The organism is Enterobacter sp. EC_64, assembly GCF_019584165.1.
GTDB lineage: Bacteria > Pseudomonadota > Gammaproteobacteria > Enterobacterales > Enterobacteriaceae > Enterobacter > Enterobacter roggenkampii.
This window is the reverse complement of the sequence record NZ_VDAS01000014.1, coordinates 116,898-132,602: the sequence shown is the minus strand read 5'-3', so window position 1 is coordinate 132,602 and position 15,705 is coordinate 116,898. Positions and strand designations below refer to the sequence as shown.

General features: G+C 52.3%; 13 protein-coding genes and 1 rRNA gene. 2 read left to right on the top strand and 12 right to left on the bottom strand.

All coding sequences use genetic code 11. The features are described from left to right. Positions 1–11: 11 nt before the first annotated feature. Positions 12–127, top strand: a 5S ribosomal RNA gene (gene rrf / locus FHC52_RS13540). A 106-nt stretch (positions 128–233) separates the two neighbouring features. Here rrf and FHC52_RS13535 read toward each other — a convergent pair. The 7 genes from FHC52_RS13535 to FHC52_RS13505 all read right to left on the bottom strand — a co-directional run bounded on the left by FHC52_RS13535 (position 234) and on the right by FHC52_RS13505 (position 9,652). Then, complete coding sequence (locus FHC52_RS13535) at positions 234–992, bottom strand: amino acid ABC transporter ATP-binding protein (protein WP_014171880.1); 759 nt, start codon at positions 990–992, stop codon at positions 234–236. Between the two features lie 7 nt (positions 993–999). Continuing rightward, positions 1,000–2,103 carry an amino acid ABC transporter permease gene (locus FHC52_RS13530; RefSeq protein ID WP_023326203.1) on the bottom strand — a complete coding sequence of 368 codons (1,104 nt, stop codon included), beginning with the start codon at positions 2,101–2,103 and terminating at the stop codon, positions 1,000–1,002. Positions 2,104–2,112: 9 nt separating this feature from the next. After that, positions 2,113–3,294, bottom strand: a complete 1,182-nt coding sequence (locus FHC52_RS13525) for an amino acid ABC transporter permease (protein ID WP_008502869.1) — start codon at positions 3,292–3,294, stop codon at positions 2,113–2,115. 67 nt (positions 3,295–3,361) lie between these two features. Beyond that, complete coding sequence (locus FHC52_RS13520; protein WP_021242295.1) at positions 3,362–4,387, bottom strand: amino acid ABC transporter substrate-binding protein; 1,026 nt, start codon at positions 4,385–4,387, stop codon at positions 3,362–3,364. A 474-nt stretch (positions 4,388–4,861) separates the two neighbouring features. Next, a complete protein-coding gene (locus FHC52_RS13515) occupies positions 4,862–5,083 on the bottom strand; it encodes a lipoprotein (protein WP_008502867.1) in 222 nt (73 codons plus the stop codon). 304 nt (positions 5,084–5,387) lie between these two features. Beyond that, the gene (locus tag FHC52_RS13510) at positions 5,388–8,501 is read right to left on the bottom strand and encodes an efflux RND transporter permease subunit (RefSeq protein ID WP_220420112.1); all 3,114 of its coding nucleotides are present in this window, start codon (positions 8,499–8,501) and stop codon (positions 5,388–5,390) included. An 11-nt stretch (positions 8,502–8,512) separates the two neighbouring features. Continuing rightward, entirely contained in the window at positions 8,513–9,652 is a 1,140-nt protein-coding gene (locus FHC52_RS13505) for an efflux RND transporter periplasmic adaptor subunit (RefSeq protein ID WP_126289133.1), read from the bottom strand. A 388-nt stretch (positions 9,653–10,040) separates the two neighbouring features. Here FHC52_RS13505 and envR point away from each other — a divergent pair, with 388 nt between their 5' ends. Further along, the gene (gene envR, locus FHC52_RS13500) at positions 10,041–10,760 is read left to right on the top strand and encodes an acrEF/envCD operon transcriptional regulator (protein WP_008502864.1); all 720 of its coding nucleotides are present in this window, start codon (positions 10,041–10,043) and stop codon (positions 10,758–10,760) included. Here the strand turns inward: envR and FHC52_RS13495 are convergent. The 5 genes from FHC52_RS13495 to FHC52_RS13475 form a co-directional block, all read right to left on the bottom strand. Beyond that, complete coding sequence (locus tag FHC52_RS13495) at positions 10,676–12,757, bottom strand: bifunctional diguanylate cyclase/phosphodiesterase (protein WP_126289136.1); 2,082 nt, start codon at positions 12,755–12,757, stop codon at positions 10,676–10,678. The two genes, envR and FHC52_RS13495, sit on opposite strands and share 85 nt — an antisense overlap. 138 nt (positions 12,758–12,895) lie before the next feature. Then, positions 12,896–13,060 carry a DUF2556 family protein gene (locus tag FHC52_RS13490; RefSeq protein ID WP_008502862.1) on the bottom strand — a complete coding sequence of 55 codons (165 nt, stop codon included), beginning with the start codon at positions 13,058–13,060 and terminating at the stop codon, positions 12,896–12,898. A gap of 177 nt (positions 13,061–13,237) precedes the next feature. Continuing rightward, positions 13,238–13,534, bottom strand: coding sequence for a DNA-binding transcriptional regulator Fis (fis, locus tag FHC52_RS13485; RefSeq protein WP_000462905.1), 297 nt, complete (start codon positions 13,532–13,534; stop codon positions 13,238–13,240). A gap of 23 nt (positions 13,535–13,557) precedes the next feature. Beyond that, positions 13,558–14,523, bottom strand: coding sequence for a tRNA dihydrouridine synthase DusB (gene dusB / locus FHC52_RS13480; RefSeq protein WP_008502861.1), 966 nt, complete (start codon positions 14,521–14,523; stop codon positions 13,558–13,560). Between the two features lie 330 nt (positions 14,524–14,853). After that, entirely contained in the window at positions 14,854–15,594 is a 741-nt protein-coding gene (locus tag FHC52_RS13475; RefSeq protein WP_021242291.1) for a carbonic anhydrase, read from the bottom strand. Positions 15,595–15,705: the final 111 nt, after the last annotated feature.

The following is a 15,705-nucleotide window of genomic DNA, read 5'->3' as shown; positions in this document are numbered from 1 at the left end:
AACAGAATTTGTCTGGCGGCTTTAGCGCGGTGGTCCCACCTGACCCCATGCCGAACTCAGAAGTGAAACGCCGTAGCGCCGATGGTAGTGTGGGGTCTCCCCATGTGAGAGTAGGAAACTGCCAGACATCAAATAAGTGAGAAGGCCATCCGAAAGGATGGCCTTTTTGCGTTATGATTCTCGTGAAAACGGTAGGCCCGGTAAGCGCAGCGCCACCGGGCAAAAAGATCTGATTAATGAATCACCTGCGACAGGAATGCTCGCGTACGTTCTGACTTCGGATGCGCAAAGAACTCATCCGGCGGCGCCTGCTCAACAATCTCCCCACGATCCATAAAGATCACCCGGTCAGCCACGGTTCGCGCGAACCCCATCTCATGCGTGACACACAGCATGGTCATGCCGGATTGTGCCAGTCCAATCATGGTATCCAGAACCTCCTTCACCATTTCCGGATCGAGGGCTGATGTCGGTTCATCAAACAGCATAATTTTCGGTTTCATACACAGTGAACGGGCGATAGCCACACGCTGCTGCTGTCCACCCGATATCTGACCGGGAAACTTATTGGCATGCTCTGCGATACGAACACGCTCCAGATAGTGCATTGCCAACGCCTCGGCTTCCTTTTTCGGCATCTTTCGTACCCAAATCGGCGCAAGCGTACAGTTCTGCAGAACGGTCAGGTGCGGAAACAGATTAAAGTGCTGAAATACCATTCCCACTTCCTGACGCACGCGTTCGATATTGCGGATATCTTCATTCAGCTCGATACCATCAACCACGATGCGTCCTTGCTGATGCTCTTCAAGGTGGTTAATACAGCGAATGGTTGTGGATTTCCCGGAGCCGGACGGGCCGCACAGGACAATGCGTTCGCCCTGTTTGACCTTAAGATTAATGTCCTTCAGGACATGAAACTGTCCGTACCATTTGTTCACGTTTTCCAGCGTAATCATCGCGTCGGCGGGTGTCATAGTTATTTGGCTCATATTTTCCTCAGTGCGGTGTACGCCCGGTGTTAAAGCGCTTTTCCAGATGCTGGCTGTAGCGCGACATGCTAAAACAAAAGATCCAGTAGATCAGGGCAGCAAAGACATATCCTTCGGTGGACATGCCCAGCCAGACAGGGTCAACGGTAGCCTGTTGCACGCTGCTAAAGAGATCGAACAATCCGATGATGATCACCAGGCTGGTATCCTTGAAGAGGGCAATGATCGTGTTGACCAGGCCCGGAATGACCAGCTTGAGTGCCTGGGGAAGAATGACCAGCCCCTGGGTTTTCCAGTAGCCGAGCGCCAGTGATTCCGCCGCTTCGTACTGGCCTTTAGGCAACGCCTGCAGACCACCGCGCACCACTTCAGCGACATAGGCGGACTGGAAGAGAATCACCCCGACCAGGGCACGGATCAGTTTGTCGATCGTTGTTCCTTCTGCCATAAATAGCGGCAGCATGACCGATGACATAAACAGAACGGTGATAAGCGGTACGCCGCGCCAGAACTCAATGAAGATAACGGAGAGCACGCGAACGATCGGCATTTTTGAACGCCGTCCGAGGGCAAGTAAAATCCCCCACGGCAGGGCACCGGCTATCCCCACTGACGCGATAATCAACGTCAGCGTCAGCCCACCCCACTGGCGTGTTTCAACGCGTTCCAGCCCCAGAAAACCGCCATAGAGCAGCACCCAGACAATAATCGGATAAACCACCGCCCAGACGGCAATATAGCGTCCACGATGAGGCAGCTTTTTCCAGAACATGACTGCGACAGAGAGCAGACCGATAACCAGCGCGAGATTAATCCGCCAGCGCTGTTCATGCGGATACAATCCATACATGAACTGACCGAAACGTTCATGAATAAACACCCAGCAGGCACCGGCTTTTGTACAGTCAGCTCGGGTTGAACCGACCCAGTTGGCCTGTAAAAACGCCCAGTTCAGCAGGGGAGGAATCAATTCCCACATGAGCCACAGGCAGACAATCGTCAGCAGGCTGTTACTCCAGCTGGAGAACAGATTCTTTCGCGCCCAGAGAATGAAACGTCCACCTGTCGAGTTGGCAGGGCGCGAGGCGTGCGACAGTATCGCTTTTGTCATCATAGATCCTTAGCGCTCGACCAGTGCTATACGACGGTTATAGAGGTTCATCAGCAGTGAAATTACCAGGCTGATGATGAGATAGACAGACATGGTGATGGCGATGGTTTCAATGGCTTGTCCGGTCTGGTTAAGCACGGTTCCGGCAAAGAGTGACACCATATCCGGGTAACCAATAGCGGCGGCCAGCGACGAGTTTTTGACGATGTTGAGATACTGGCTGGTCAGAGGCGGAATGATGACCCGCAACGCCTGCGGAATAATTACCTGGCGAAGCGTCACCGTATGCGGTAATCCTAATGAGCGTGCCGCTTCGTGTTGCCCGTGCGGGACGGCCTGGATCCCGGCACGAATAATCTCAGCGATAAAGGCTGAGGTATAAATCGATAGCGCCAATGTCAGGGCCGCCAGCTCAGGAATTAACACCATTCCCCCCTGGAAGTTAAAGCCTCGCAGATGGGGAACATCCCAGTGCAACGCGGCGCCAAATAGCCAGTGTGCCACTAGCGGCAGGCTAACGATCAGGATGACTGCGGTGGGCCAGGTTCTACGAAGCTGACCGGTTTTGATCTGATGCTTGCGGTTAAAACGGAATACCCCAGCGGAGAGGGCAAGCGCTATCACAATTGCGCCGATGAAAGCATACAGTCCTTCGCCCGGCTGAGGAGAAGGAATGGACAACCCACGGTTACTCAGGAAAAACAGCTCAAACGCGTCGACGGCCTGACGGGGACCAGGAAGGTTACGCAGTACGGCGAAATACCAGAAGAAGATCTGCAGCAGCGGGGGAATATTGCGGAACGTCTCGATATAAACAGTCGACAGTTTCCGCAGGAGCCAGTTTTCTGAAAGACGTGCCAGGCCAATAAAGAAGCCCAGTATCGACGCGAAGACGATACAAAGCGCCGATACCAACAGCGTATTCAGTAAACCGACCACGAATACGCGTCCGTACGTGTCACCTTCTTGGTAATCAATAAGATGCTGAACAATGCCAAAGCCCGCGCTGCGATCCAAAAACGCAAAACCGGAGGTAATGCCGCGATTGTTCAGGTTGGTGATGGTGTTATGGATGAGATACACGGCGATGAGAACAACCGCAACAATAGCAATAATCTGGAATAGCCAGGCGCGGACCGCGGGATGAGAAAAGGATAGCGATCCTTTTACGGCTGAGCGGCGATGGGACATAAAGAAACCTCAGTAACCATGACTCTGGAGTGGGCACTGCATGAGCAGTGCCCGTTACAGCTATGACTTAACGTACTGGTGGCGCGTACTGAATACCGCCGTTGTTCCAGAGATTGTTCTGACCGCGTTTGATCTTCAGCGGGCTTTCCGATCCCACGTTGCGTTCAAAGATCTCCGAGTAGTTGCCCACCTGTTTGATGATGTTGTAAGCCCATTTATTATCCAGCTTCAGATCTTTGCCGAAATCACCTTCTTTACCGAGCAGGTGCGCCATATCCGGGTTAGATGGATTAGCCGCTTTCTCATCCACGTTTTTCGAGTTGATGCCCATCTCTTCTGCGTTCAGCATGGCAAACAGCGTCCAGCGAACAATGGAGAACCAGTCTTCATCGCCACGACGAACGACGGGTCCGAGAGGTTCTTTGGAGATCACTTCAGGCAGGACAATCCACTCTGCCGGATTGCTCAGCTTAATGCGTAAGGCGTACAGCTGTGACTGGTCAGAGGCCAGCGTGTCGCAACGGCCGGATTCCAGCGCTTTAGCCGACTCATCCGAGCGGTCGAATGTCACTGGCGTGTATTTCATGTTATTTGCTTTGAAATAATCGGCGACATTCAGCTCGGTATCGGTGCCCGCCTGAATACAAACGGTCGCACCATCCAGCTCTTTGGCGCTTTTCAGGCCTGCTTTATTGTGGGTCAGGAAGCCGATCCCGTCATAATAGGTCACGCCCGTAAATGACATCCCCATACCCGCGTCGCGGGAGGAGGTCCAGGTGGTATTACGGGAGAGCATGTCAACCTCGCCGGACTGCAGTGCCGTAAAGCGTTCTTTTGCCGTCAGCGGGGTATATTTTACCTTGCTGTCATCGCCAAAAACGGCGGCGGCAACACCACGGCAGACATCTACATCAATACCGGTAAATTTGCCGTTCGCATCGGCATAAGAGAAGCCAGGCAAACCGTCACTGATACCACATTGAACAAAACCTTTCTTTTTAACGGCATCCAGTGTCGTTCCCGCATGGGCTTGACCGGCTACGGCAAACATCATGCCTGCAGCGGCCAGGCTGGCTATCATCGTCTTTTTCATAATGCTTCCTGTGTGGCGAAATTTATCGTTATAGAGGCGTTTTTTAAACGCTTTACCTGTCTGTGGCTTTGGCCAACGTTTATAAAGCAAACGTAATGCCAGTTTTGCGTTCGGCAAAATAAGAGATGAGTGAACGCTTAATGGTGAGTGTAGACAGGCTTAAATAAAACGAGCGCCCTGAAACGGTGCGAAATTACAACCTGTGCCACAAATTGGAGCAAAAGTTTTGAGGCGCGCCAGAAAAAAGAAGAGATAGTTTCCAGAGTGAATATTGGCAGGATATTCAATAATATTAATGTGTGAAAATCATCACAATAGAACAGGTAATTTAAAAAAGTGTACGAAAAAGATGTGACTGGCTTCAGGCTGAAATGAAAGGCACGAATAAATACGGGGCTATTTTTTTACTTCTTTGAAAATAGTGCACTGATTAAAAGCAAAAGCGCGGCCAGAGCCGCGCTTTCTTAACTGATGTTACTTCGTCAGGGCAACAATACCCAGCGTCAAGCCCGCCACTGCGGCAGCGCCGCCAGCGATCGCACCTGCTGTTTCCCAGTTGTCCTGGGTGGTGCCTTTCATACAGGTATTGGTATGAACCAGTCGGCCCTGGTCGTCGTAAACCGGTACACATGGAGAGTCGTGCGCGCAACCAGCAAGCAGCGCAGCGAGTAGTGCAACGGAAATGAATCTTTTCATGATGTTACCTCAGTATTATTTCTCGTCCGCTATAAAGCCAGGAGGGCAATTAACGAACTGGAGGTTATTTTACCACCGGGGTAAGTCCGCGTTACACGAGGAATAATCTCAAATTATGTAGTTTGTAAAAATCGTGGAGAAAAATCGATTTCCGGACGAATTAATGGAGACATTATGAAGGGGTAAGAGAGTGTTTTTACTTAATGCAAATCACTGTATTTTTAACATGGCTTTTGCTTAATGCCTAATTCATTGTTTATGTTAAAAATAAAAAAGGCACCAGAGGTGCCTTTTTAGGGAAATGTTAATCTTTATGGCGGGTAAAGCGTCGACGAACAACCACAAAGAAGACGGGCACGAAGAAAATCGCCAGAAGCGTTGCGGAAAGCATTCCCCCCATCACACCCGTACCGACGGCGTTTTGCGCACCGCTCCCGGCTCCGGTACTGATCACCAGCGGCATGACGCCAAGGATAAAGGCCAGGGAGGTCATCAGGATCGGTCGAAGGCGCATCCTTGACGCTTCAAGCGTAGCTTCAATGATGCCTTTACCTTCTTTCTCCATCAGGTCTTTAGCAAATTCGACGATCAGGATGGCGTTTTTCGCCGACAGACCAATTGTGGTCAGCAGGCCGACCTGGAAATAGACGTCATTGTTTAACCCGCGCAGCGAGGCTGCGAGAAGGGCCCCGATGACCCCCAACGGCACAACCAGCATAACGGAGAACGGAATGGACCAGCTTTCATACAGCGCTGCCAGACACAGGAACACCACGATCAGTGAAATGGCGTACAGTGCAGGCGCCTGGTTACCCGAAAGTCGCTCCTGGTAAGACATTCCCGTCCAGTCATAACCAATGCCGGAAGGCAATTTTGCCGCGAGGCTTTCCATCATAGCCATGGCCTCACCGGTACTTTTACCCGGGGCTGATTCGCCGAGGATCTCCATCGAAGGCATTCCGTTGTAGCGCTCCAGACGAGGTGAACCATAAACCCAGTGAGCGTTGCTAAAGGCTGAGAACGGCACCATTTCCCCGTTCGCGCTGCGCACATAAAGGTTGTTAATATCCCCTGGCAACATACGGAATTTCGCGTCGGCCTGTACATAGACTTTTTTCACGCGGCCATGATCGATAAAGTCATTCACATAGGTGCCCCCTAAGGCCGTCGAAATCGTCTGGTTGACGTCAGAAAGACTGACGCCCAGCGCCTGTGCTTTCTCCTGATCGACATCCAGTTTGAACTGAGGCGTATCTTCAAGACCGTTAGGACGCACGCGCACCAGCAGGTCAGGATGCTCTTTCACCATGCCGAGCAGCTGGTTACGCGCCTGCGTCAGCTGGGTATGCCCCAGGTTTGCCTGATCGATAAGTTCAAAGTCGAAGCCCGTTGCGGTTCCTAACTCAATAATAGCGGGCAGGTTAAACGGGAATACAAGGCCGTCTTTAATCTGACTGAAAGCTTTTGTCGCGCGACCCACAATGGCTTCAACGCCATTTTCCGCCCCAAGACGCTCTTCCCAGGGCTTCAGGCTGATGAAGGCAATACCGGAGTTCTGACCCTGGCCGCTAAAGCTAAAGCCGTTTACGGTAAAGACGGATTCAACATTTGCTTTCTCTTTGTTCAGGTAGTAGTCCTGAACCTGGTCGAGAACCTGCTGAGTACGCGTCTGGGTTGCACCTGCGGGGAGTTGAACCATTGTCATAAACACCCCCTGATCCTCTTCGGGGAGGAAGGAGGTCGGTAAGCGCAGGAAGAGCACCGCCATTCCACCGACAATAATGACGTACACCAACAGATAGCGTCCGGTCTTGCGCAAGATACCGCTCACGCTGTTACTGTAGTGCTCAACGCTCTTATCAAAGAGCGCATTAAACCAGCCGAAGAACCCCCCTTTTTTCTCATGATGATCGGCTGAAACAGGCTTAAGCAACGTTGCACAGAGCGCTGGCGTCAGGATTAGCGCAACCAGCACGGACAACGCCATAGCGGAAACGATAGTTAGCGAGAACTGGCGATAGATCGCCCCCGTCGAGCCGCCAAAAAAGGCCATTGGGATAAAGACCGCCGAGAGCACCATGGCGATCCCCACCAGTGCCCCCTGGATCTGTCCCATCGATTTCTGCGTAGCCTCTTTTGGCGGCAGCTTGTCCTCGACCATGACGCGTTCAACGTTCTCAACGACCACGATAGCGTCATCAACCAGCAGACCTATCGCCAGCACCATGCCGAACATTGTCAGGGTATTGATGGAGAAACCGAACGCCGCCAGAACCGCGAAGGTACCCAGCAGAACGACCGGAACCGCGATAGTCGGGATGAGCGTTGCCCGCAGGTTTTGCAGGAACAGGTACATAACCAGGAAGACGAGAATAATCGCTTCAAACAGGGTCTTCACCACTTCGTGGATGGAGATTTTCACAAACGGTGTGGTGTCATAGGGGTAGACGACTTTTAGCCCCTGCGGGAAGAACGGCTGCAGTTGTGCCAGCTTGCTCTTGATGGCTGCCGCTGTATCCAGCGCATTTGCCCCGGTTGCCAGCTTAATCCCCAGGCCGGTTGCCGCCTGCCCGTTGATTTTTGTCACCATGTTGTAGTTTTCGCCACCCAGCTCAATGCGAGCCACATCCTTCAGATGCACCATCGAGCCGTCCTGGTTCACCTTGAGCGTCACGCGGCCAAACTCTTCCGGTGATTTCAGGCGGGTTTGCGCGATGATCGAGGCATTCAGCTGCTGTCCTGGGATGGATGGCGTCCCGCCCAACTGGCCTGCCGCTATCTGGTCGTTCTGCGTTTTCAGCTGGTTGATAATATCCAGCGGCGTCAGCTGGTATTTGTTCATCGCATTGCTGTCGAGCCAGATACGCATCGCATATTGGGCGCCGAACAGCTGCACGTCACCGACACCAGACGTTCGGCTGATGGCATCTTTGACGTTCGAGGCAACATAGTCGGAGATGTCATTCTGCGTGAGGTTTTTGTTGTCTGAAACAAAACCGGCGACCAGCAGGAAGCTACTGCTGGACTTCTCAACGCCAATCCCTTGCTGCTGCACCTCTTGCGGCAGCAGCGGCATGGCGAGCTGAAGCTTGTTCTGCACCTGCACCTGGGCGATGTCCGGATCGGTTCCGGACTCGAAGGTCAGGGTGATGGTGACGTTACCCGCTGAATCGCTGGTGGAGGACATATACATCAGGTTATCGATACCGTTCATGTTCTGTTCGATAACCTGGGTCACGGTATCCTGCACCGTTTGAGCATCTGCTCCCGGGTAGGTCGCGGATATCGCCACGGCGGGAGGCGCAATGGTCGGATACTGTGCGACGGGAAGTTTGAGAATGGCCAGCCCACCAGCAATCATCAAAATGATGGCAAGTACCCAGGCGAAAACCGGTCTCTGAATAAAGAAATTAGCCATGTCGTCGTCCCTTAACTGGCTGGAGCGGTGGTGGTATCAGGCGTAGCGACGACGGTTACGCCCGGTCTGACCTTTTGTAGCCCGCTGACAATCACGCGGTCACCGTTTTTCAGCCCTTCCGTCACCAGCCAGCGGTCGCCAATCGCCTGAGGCGCAACGACGGTGCGAGACTCAACCTGATTTTTATCGTTCACCACCATCACGGTGGCATCGCCTCGCGGCGTACGAGTCACGCCTTGCTGGGGAACCAGAATCGCATCCGGCTGCGTACCTTCATCAATCCGGGCGCGAACGAACATACCCGGTAACAGCAGATGTTGAGGATTCGGGAAAATGGCGCGCAGGGTAATCGAGCCGGTACTTTGATCCACCGTGACGTCTGAGAATTGCAATGTGCCTTTCAGCGGATAGGGCTGCCCGTTCTCCATCAGTAGCTCAACGCTGCTGGCGGTATCGCCTTTTTGCAGGCTCGTCTGCTTCAGGCGCAAAAAATCATTACTGGACTGGGTGACATCGACATACATCGGATCAAGCTGCTGAACCGTTGCCAGCGCCGCTGCCTGCCCGTTGGTGACCAGCGCCCCTTCCGTTACGCTGGATTTACCGATGCGACCATCAACGGGCGATGTCACTTTGGTATAGGCAAGGTTGATAAGCGCGCTTTCAACGCCCGCTTTGGCGGCGACGACGGTGGCGTCTGCCTGCTGGGCCGTGGCCACGGCCTGGTCATACTCCTGCTTGCTGACATACTGTGTACCGACCAGCGGGAGATAACGTTTCACCGTCAGGTGAGCGATATTGGCCGCCGCCTGGGCCTTCGCCAGCTCGCCTTTGGCGTTGTCGTAAGCCGCCTGATAGGTTGCAGGATCAATCTGGTAAAGCGAATCTCCAGCTTTTACATCGCTGCCCTCCGTGAAGTTGCGACGCAGGATAATACCGCTAACCTGCGGACGAACCTCTGCAACGCGGAACGCATCTGTTCTGCCCGGGAGTTCAGTGGTGACAGCCAGCGGTGCGCTTTTCACAATATGCACAGTGACCTGGGGAGCCTGCGGATGTTGTTGTTGGTTTTCCTGGCCATCGCATCCTGAGAGCAGCACAGCGCAGACAATGAAACCGGCTAAGGGTAAGCGTCTGAAATGATTCGTCATTACTGTTCCTTTAAATACCCGGTAACCGATATTTAGCGTGAATCGGTAGCAGGGGCAGCGGGATAAAAAAATAAAATGTAGCTGCGTATAATAATGAGGGTATTTAATGTTTTTTAATTTATAAGTGCGAATGGCAAGGTCTGAGCAGAAAAATCAGAATCAGACTCGGTTTATTTCTCTGTCTTCTTCCGGCAAGCTAATCAGTTAAATAGCGCTTAATGTGCCTCATTTATTCATGGCATGAATTTAAACTTAAATATGTATTTAGCTAAACTATAAATTAAGAAGATTGACTTTTTTTGTGCAAAACTAAAACGGGAATTGGTGAATACTTTCGTTCTCCTGACCTGTGTTACGTATAAACTTTGTGAGTAGCGAGTCGTTGTCTATGGCGCGGAAAAAGAAAGAAGAAGCTCAACAAACCCGGCAGCAGTTGATTGAGGCGGCTATCGGGCAGTTTGCGACGCGTGGCGTAGCCAACACGACGCTGACGGACATCGCGGATGCTGCAAATGTGACGCGCGGTGCAATCTATTGGCACTTCACCAGTAAAGCTGAAATATTTAATGCCATCTGGGAGCAGCAATTACCGCTTCGCGACATTATTCGCGATAGGCTTTCCCTTTCCGAAGGTGATGATCCATTGTTAATACTTCGTGAGCAATTTATTACTGCGTTGCAGTATATTGCGCGTGAGCCTCGACAATGCGCACTTTTACAAATTTTGTATCATAAATGTGAATTTAGCAGTGACATGATTTCAGAGAGAGACATCAGAAAACGGATTGGATTCAATTATGACACGCTGCGTGCCTCGCTGGAGGCCTGTATTTCACGTAACATCATTTCGCCAAAGGTAAATGTTGATCTGACCTTGATCGTATTCCACGGCTTTTTTAGCGGAATAATTAAAAACTGGTTAATGAATAACGAAAGTTTCAATCTTTATCAGCAGGCGCCCGCCCTGGTCGATAGCATTCTGGCGACACTCCCTGTCATTCGCGTATCGCCTCATGATGATGCTTACAGCCCTGCGCCAGGTAGCATCTCCCCTCGCGCACAAAGCGCCTCTATGGTTTGCGCGCTGACGGGTTTACCTAACAGATAACCCTGAAGGGTGTTGCAGCCCAACTCGGTCAAAAAGGCCTGCTGTGCTTCGGTTTCTACGCCTTCAGCCACGACTTTCAGATTGAGTGTTTTGGCGAGGGCTACAATCGCGGAGACAATGGTGGCATCCTCGCTTTCTCCGCTGAGCTCTTTCACGAACGCCCTGTCGATTTTCAATTCACAGGCAGGTAAGCGCTTGAGGTACAGCAGGCTTGAATAGCCGGTGCCAAAATCATCAATGGAGGCCTTTACGCCCGCTTCCGTCAGCTCTGTCAGCACCCGTACACTTTCATCCGGGTTGCTCATTGCCGTGGTTTCCGTTACCTCCAGTATCAACATTTCTGGTGGCACATGATGAAGTGCCAGGCAGTTGAGAACCGTGTTGACCAGCGAAGGCTGTTCAAACTGCAGCGTCGACAGGTTTACCGCCATTGACCAGCTTTGATGTCCCTGAAGATGCCATTCACGCAGCTGGCGACAGGCTTCATTAATTACCCAGTTGCCGATAGGGATAATCAGCCCCGTTTTTTCCGCCAGCGGCAGGAAAAGGTCCGGGGTCAGTAACCCCTGCTTAGGATGCTGCCAGCGCAATAACGCCTCAAATCCAAGGAGAGGGCCGGCGGGGGCGTGAAATTTTGGCTGATACAGCAGGCGGAGCTCATTGCGATCGATCGCCATCCACAGATCGTTCATTAACTGAAGGTGGGTCTGCGCCAGCGTATTCATCGAGGGCTGGAAAAAGTGGTAACCGTTCCGGCCCATATGCTTGGTATGGTACATCGCCGCATCGGCGTTAAACATGAGCTCACGTTCGGTTTTGCCGTCGTGAGGATACAGCGCGATCCCAATGCTGAGGGTGACCATCAGTTCATAGTGGTCGAGGTTGAACGGGCTATCGATCGCGCGCACCAGCGAATTCGCCAGGGAGGCCGCATCGTCCGGGCCTTCCCCCTCAGCCAGCAGAACAAACTCATCACCGCCGATACGTGCCAGGGTGAACTGGCCCTTCAGGAGATGCAGCAGGCGCTCCGTTACGGCAATCAGCAGCTTGTCACCGACATCATGGCCGTAAGCGTCATTGATGGCTTTAAAGCCGTCGAGATCCATGAACATCAGGGCAAAATAGGTCCCCTCGCGATCGGCTTTGCTGATGGCCTGATCGAGTCGGTCTTCCAGCAGGATACGGTTGGGCAGCCGCGTCAGGGTATCGTGCAGGGCCAGCTGTGCGAGTTCCCGGTTAGCTTCTGCAAGGGACGAGGCCAGAAGGGCGGTACGCGCCTGAAGGCGGGCGTCCAGCATTGATACCAACAGGGTAATCCCAAGAATAGAGAGCGCGACAACGCTCACCAGCACCGCCAGCCAGCTCCCGTTAATACCCTCATGGTGAACCATTGTGGACATCGGAAACTGTGCGGCTTTCATCCCGGCGTAGTGCATCCCGGCAATGGCTATGCCCATGGTGATGGCGGCACCCGTGCGCATCAGCACGACCTGCGCGGCGTCGTGACGCAGGCGGAAGGTCAGCCATAATGCCGTGAGTGAAGCGGCAAGCGCAATGGCGACCGAAATGGCCACCCAGACCTTGTCCCAGATTATCCCGGGCATCACTTCCAGCGCGGCCATGCCGGTGTAATGCATGGCAACAATACCGCTTCCCATCACCAGCGCACCGGGCAGCAGACGGCGCAAGCGTAATTGATCGCAGCTCACGAGCCAGAGCGCGAACAGTGACGACCCGACGGCGATGACCATGGATAACACCGTCAGGCTGGCGTTGTAGCTCATGCTCATGGAGAGATCCATCGCCAGCATGCCGATAAAATGCATGGCCCACACGCCGATGCCCATTGCAATACCGCCGCCAGCCAGCCAGACGCGGGCAGCGACACCCTCACTCCCGGCGACACGTGCCGCCATATTCAGTGCGGTATACGCGGCAAGGATGGCAACAACAAAGGAGAGGACAACAAGGATATGGTTGTATTGGCTGACCAGCATGGACGGTTCTACTCGAGTGTGGGGTTACGCTAGAGCGGTTGAGAAGGGCGAGACATTATCACCGTCGGGTAATGGCTCAAAGGGATTTAAATCCCCGTTTTTAGTGGGTAATCACGGGGAGTTTGCGCAATCAGGGGGCTAGTCGAGCTCTGAACAGTTTACGAGTTTCAGGGGATTCACGGAGTTCATATTGCGACACTTATCGGTTTCGGTGCTCATCAGTTCAATCCACTGCATCAGAAGTGCATCGAAAATCAAAACGGAGATTGCAAAAACAACCAGCCACCAGTATTTACGAATCATTGTGTCATTCCGCGAGAAGAGCGCCAGTAAAGTGGGGGAAATATACACCAAAAGCGGCGGTTTTAAAGCGGGATAAGTGAAGGTTTACAAAGCGTTGACGGAGTGAAGCAGGGAATAAAAAAGGCGCTTCCCCATGCCGAAGAGCGCCTTTTTAAACAAGCATTTAACTGATTAGTATCAGTTCATGCCGTATTTTTTCAGTTTCTTACGCAGGGTACCACGGTTGATACCCATCATCAGCGCAGCGCGGGTTTGGTTACCGCGGGTGTATTGCATCACCATGTCCAACAGTGGCTGTTCAACTTCAGCCAGTACCAGCTCATACAGGTCATTAACATCCTGACCGTTCAGTTGAGCAAAATAGTTCTTCAGTGCCTGTTTAACCGAGTCACGCAGGGGCTTTTGAGTTACCTGATCCTGAGAGTTAACGGTAGAAACGGTCAGTACGTCAGAATTTACGCGTTGTTCGAACATAGTTCTGTCAGCTCTTTATTTCATTACGCAAGATTTTCGAAGTATGCCTCCAACGCCTCCAGCTGTTCGCTGGCATCCTCAATGGCGTTGAATGTGCGCCGAAACTGGTCATCTGGAGCGTGCTCCTGGAGATACCAGGAAACGTGTTTACGCGCAATTCGGTACCCTTTCGCCTGACCGTAGTGGTCATGCAGTTCCCGAACATGCGAACAAAGCAAGCGCTTAACCTCTGCCAGAGGCAGGGGAGCAAGCAGCTCTCCAGTGTCCAGATAATGCTGGATTTCCCGAAAGATCCAGGGTCTTCCCTGAGCGGCACGTCCTATCATCAGAGCATCAGCTCCCGTATAGTCGAGCACCGCTCTGGCTTTAAGCGGGTCAGTTATGTCGCCATTCGCGATAATCGGAATGGAAACTTTCTGCTTAACTGCCCGAATGCTGTCGTATTCAGCTTCACCGTTGAACAAACAGGCGCGCGTGCGTCCATGAATGGTCAGGGCCTGAATGCCACAGTCTTCGGCCAGTTGGGCAATCTCTACACAGTTACGGTGTTCCGGCGACCAACCCGTGCGAATCTTCAACGTAACAGGAACGTCCACTGCGCTGACAACCGCCGTCAGGATAGCTTTCACCTGGTCGGGGTATTGCAGAAGGGCTGAACCTGCAAGCTTGCGATTCACTTTTTTGGCCGGGCACCCCATATTGATATCAATAATCTGGGCACCACTTTCCACGTTGATACGCGCGGCATCTGCCATCTCTTCAGGCACGCTTCCGGCAATTTGCACGGTGCGAATACCGGGTTCATCAATGTGCACCATCCGAAGGCGGGATTTATCGCTTTCCCAAACCTGCGGGTTAGACGACATCATCTCGGATACGGTTAAACCGGCTCCCATCTCATAGCACAGCGTCCTGAACGGCCGGTCGGTAATACCTGCCATAGGGGCTGCGATCAGGCGATTTCTAAGCTGGTGGTGTCCGATGCGCATGAGTTAAGAAATGACCATACTGTGACTGCAAGGCGGCGTATATTACGCATTTTTTGCACGAGATGAAAGGCCAAACTTTGAACAATCCACTGTTGTAGATCAAGGAATCGCCGCTCAATCTTTCCGTTAAGAATTATTCACTATTTAAATCATTGTGTTAGGCAGGAATGGCTATTTTATGAGCGCTTACAATTTCCCGTAACTTCTCATCATTTCTGAATAAATGGCCTACCTGAACGGGATAATCTGCTGTTTTTAGCAGCAGATTTTCCCTCTTCTTTGCGATCTGCGTCGCATTTTAGAACATGATATTAAGCCTCAGAATGGGCGTTATTCGACCACAACGCGCCCATGCAGAGACTGTACCGGGCGGTTATTATCGTGATGCATGGTATGGGTAAATTTCTCAAGCTGTTCTGCTGAGACGGTTAACGGCTGTTTGAGCACGATCCAGGTGACCCCTTCAGAACACGGTGGCGTAGTCAGAGATCCGCTAAAGCGCCAGTAGGTTTTCACCTTCGGCAGCAGCTTGTTCAGGTTGAGATCCTTCTCAATGGAGACGTTCTGTTCAGCCTGCTGCGGCATCACGCTCCACAGCTTATCCAGCTCCGGATTCGCAGCCCCTTTATCAAACATGACGGCTACCACGGTCAGCTCACCCGCGCTGTTTTTATGTACCAGATGCATCTCCATCGCGTACTTCTTGCCGTGCACGGTGTTTTCGCTTGGTGCATGGAAGTGGAACTGCTGGAGCGTCCAGGTTTGCTTGTCCAGAGTGATGGTGTCACGGGTGTCAGCCTGTTCGCTAGCCTGAATGGTATGGCCATTATTGGTCAGCGTTACAGGACCATCAATGTAGTGTGTTTGCAGCGGGGAGAGATGGGCGTTAGCGGTCGAATCAATATTTATCGGAGACTGGTTCATCCCGCTCTGGCAGGTCTTGTAGGCCTCGTCCAGTTCACCCCAGTGTTCCGGTGAACCTTCCCCTTCATAGCCCCAGTGTGATGCGAATGCTGAAGCCGAAACCATGCTCAGCGCAAACAGCGCTGCCTTGCCTGTAATGTGTTTCATCATATTCTTCCGGTGAATTTTTTAATACAAATCAACATGATTTGTGTGGTTATTTTACCGAAGAATGGCAGAGGGAGAGAGGATTATCAGAGGAAGAGGGGCGTGGTCAGA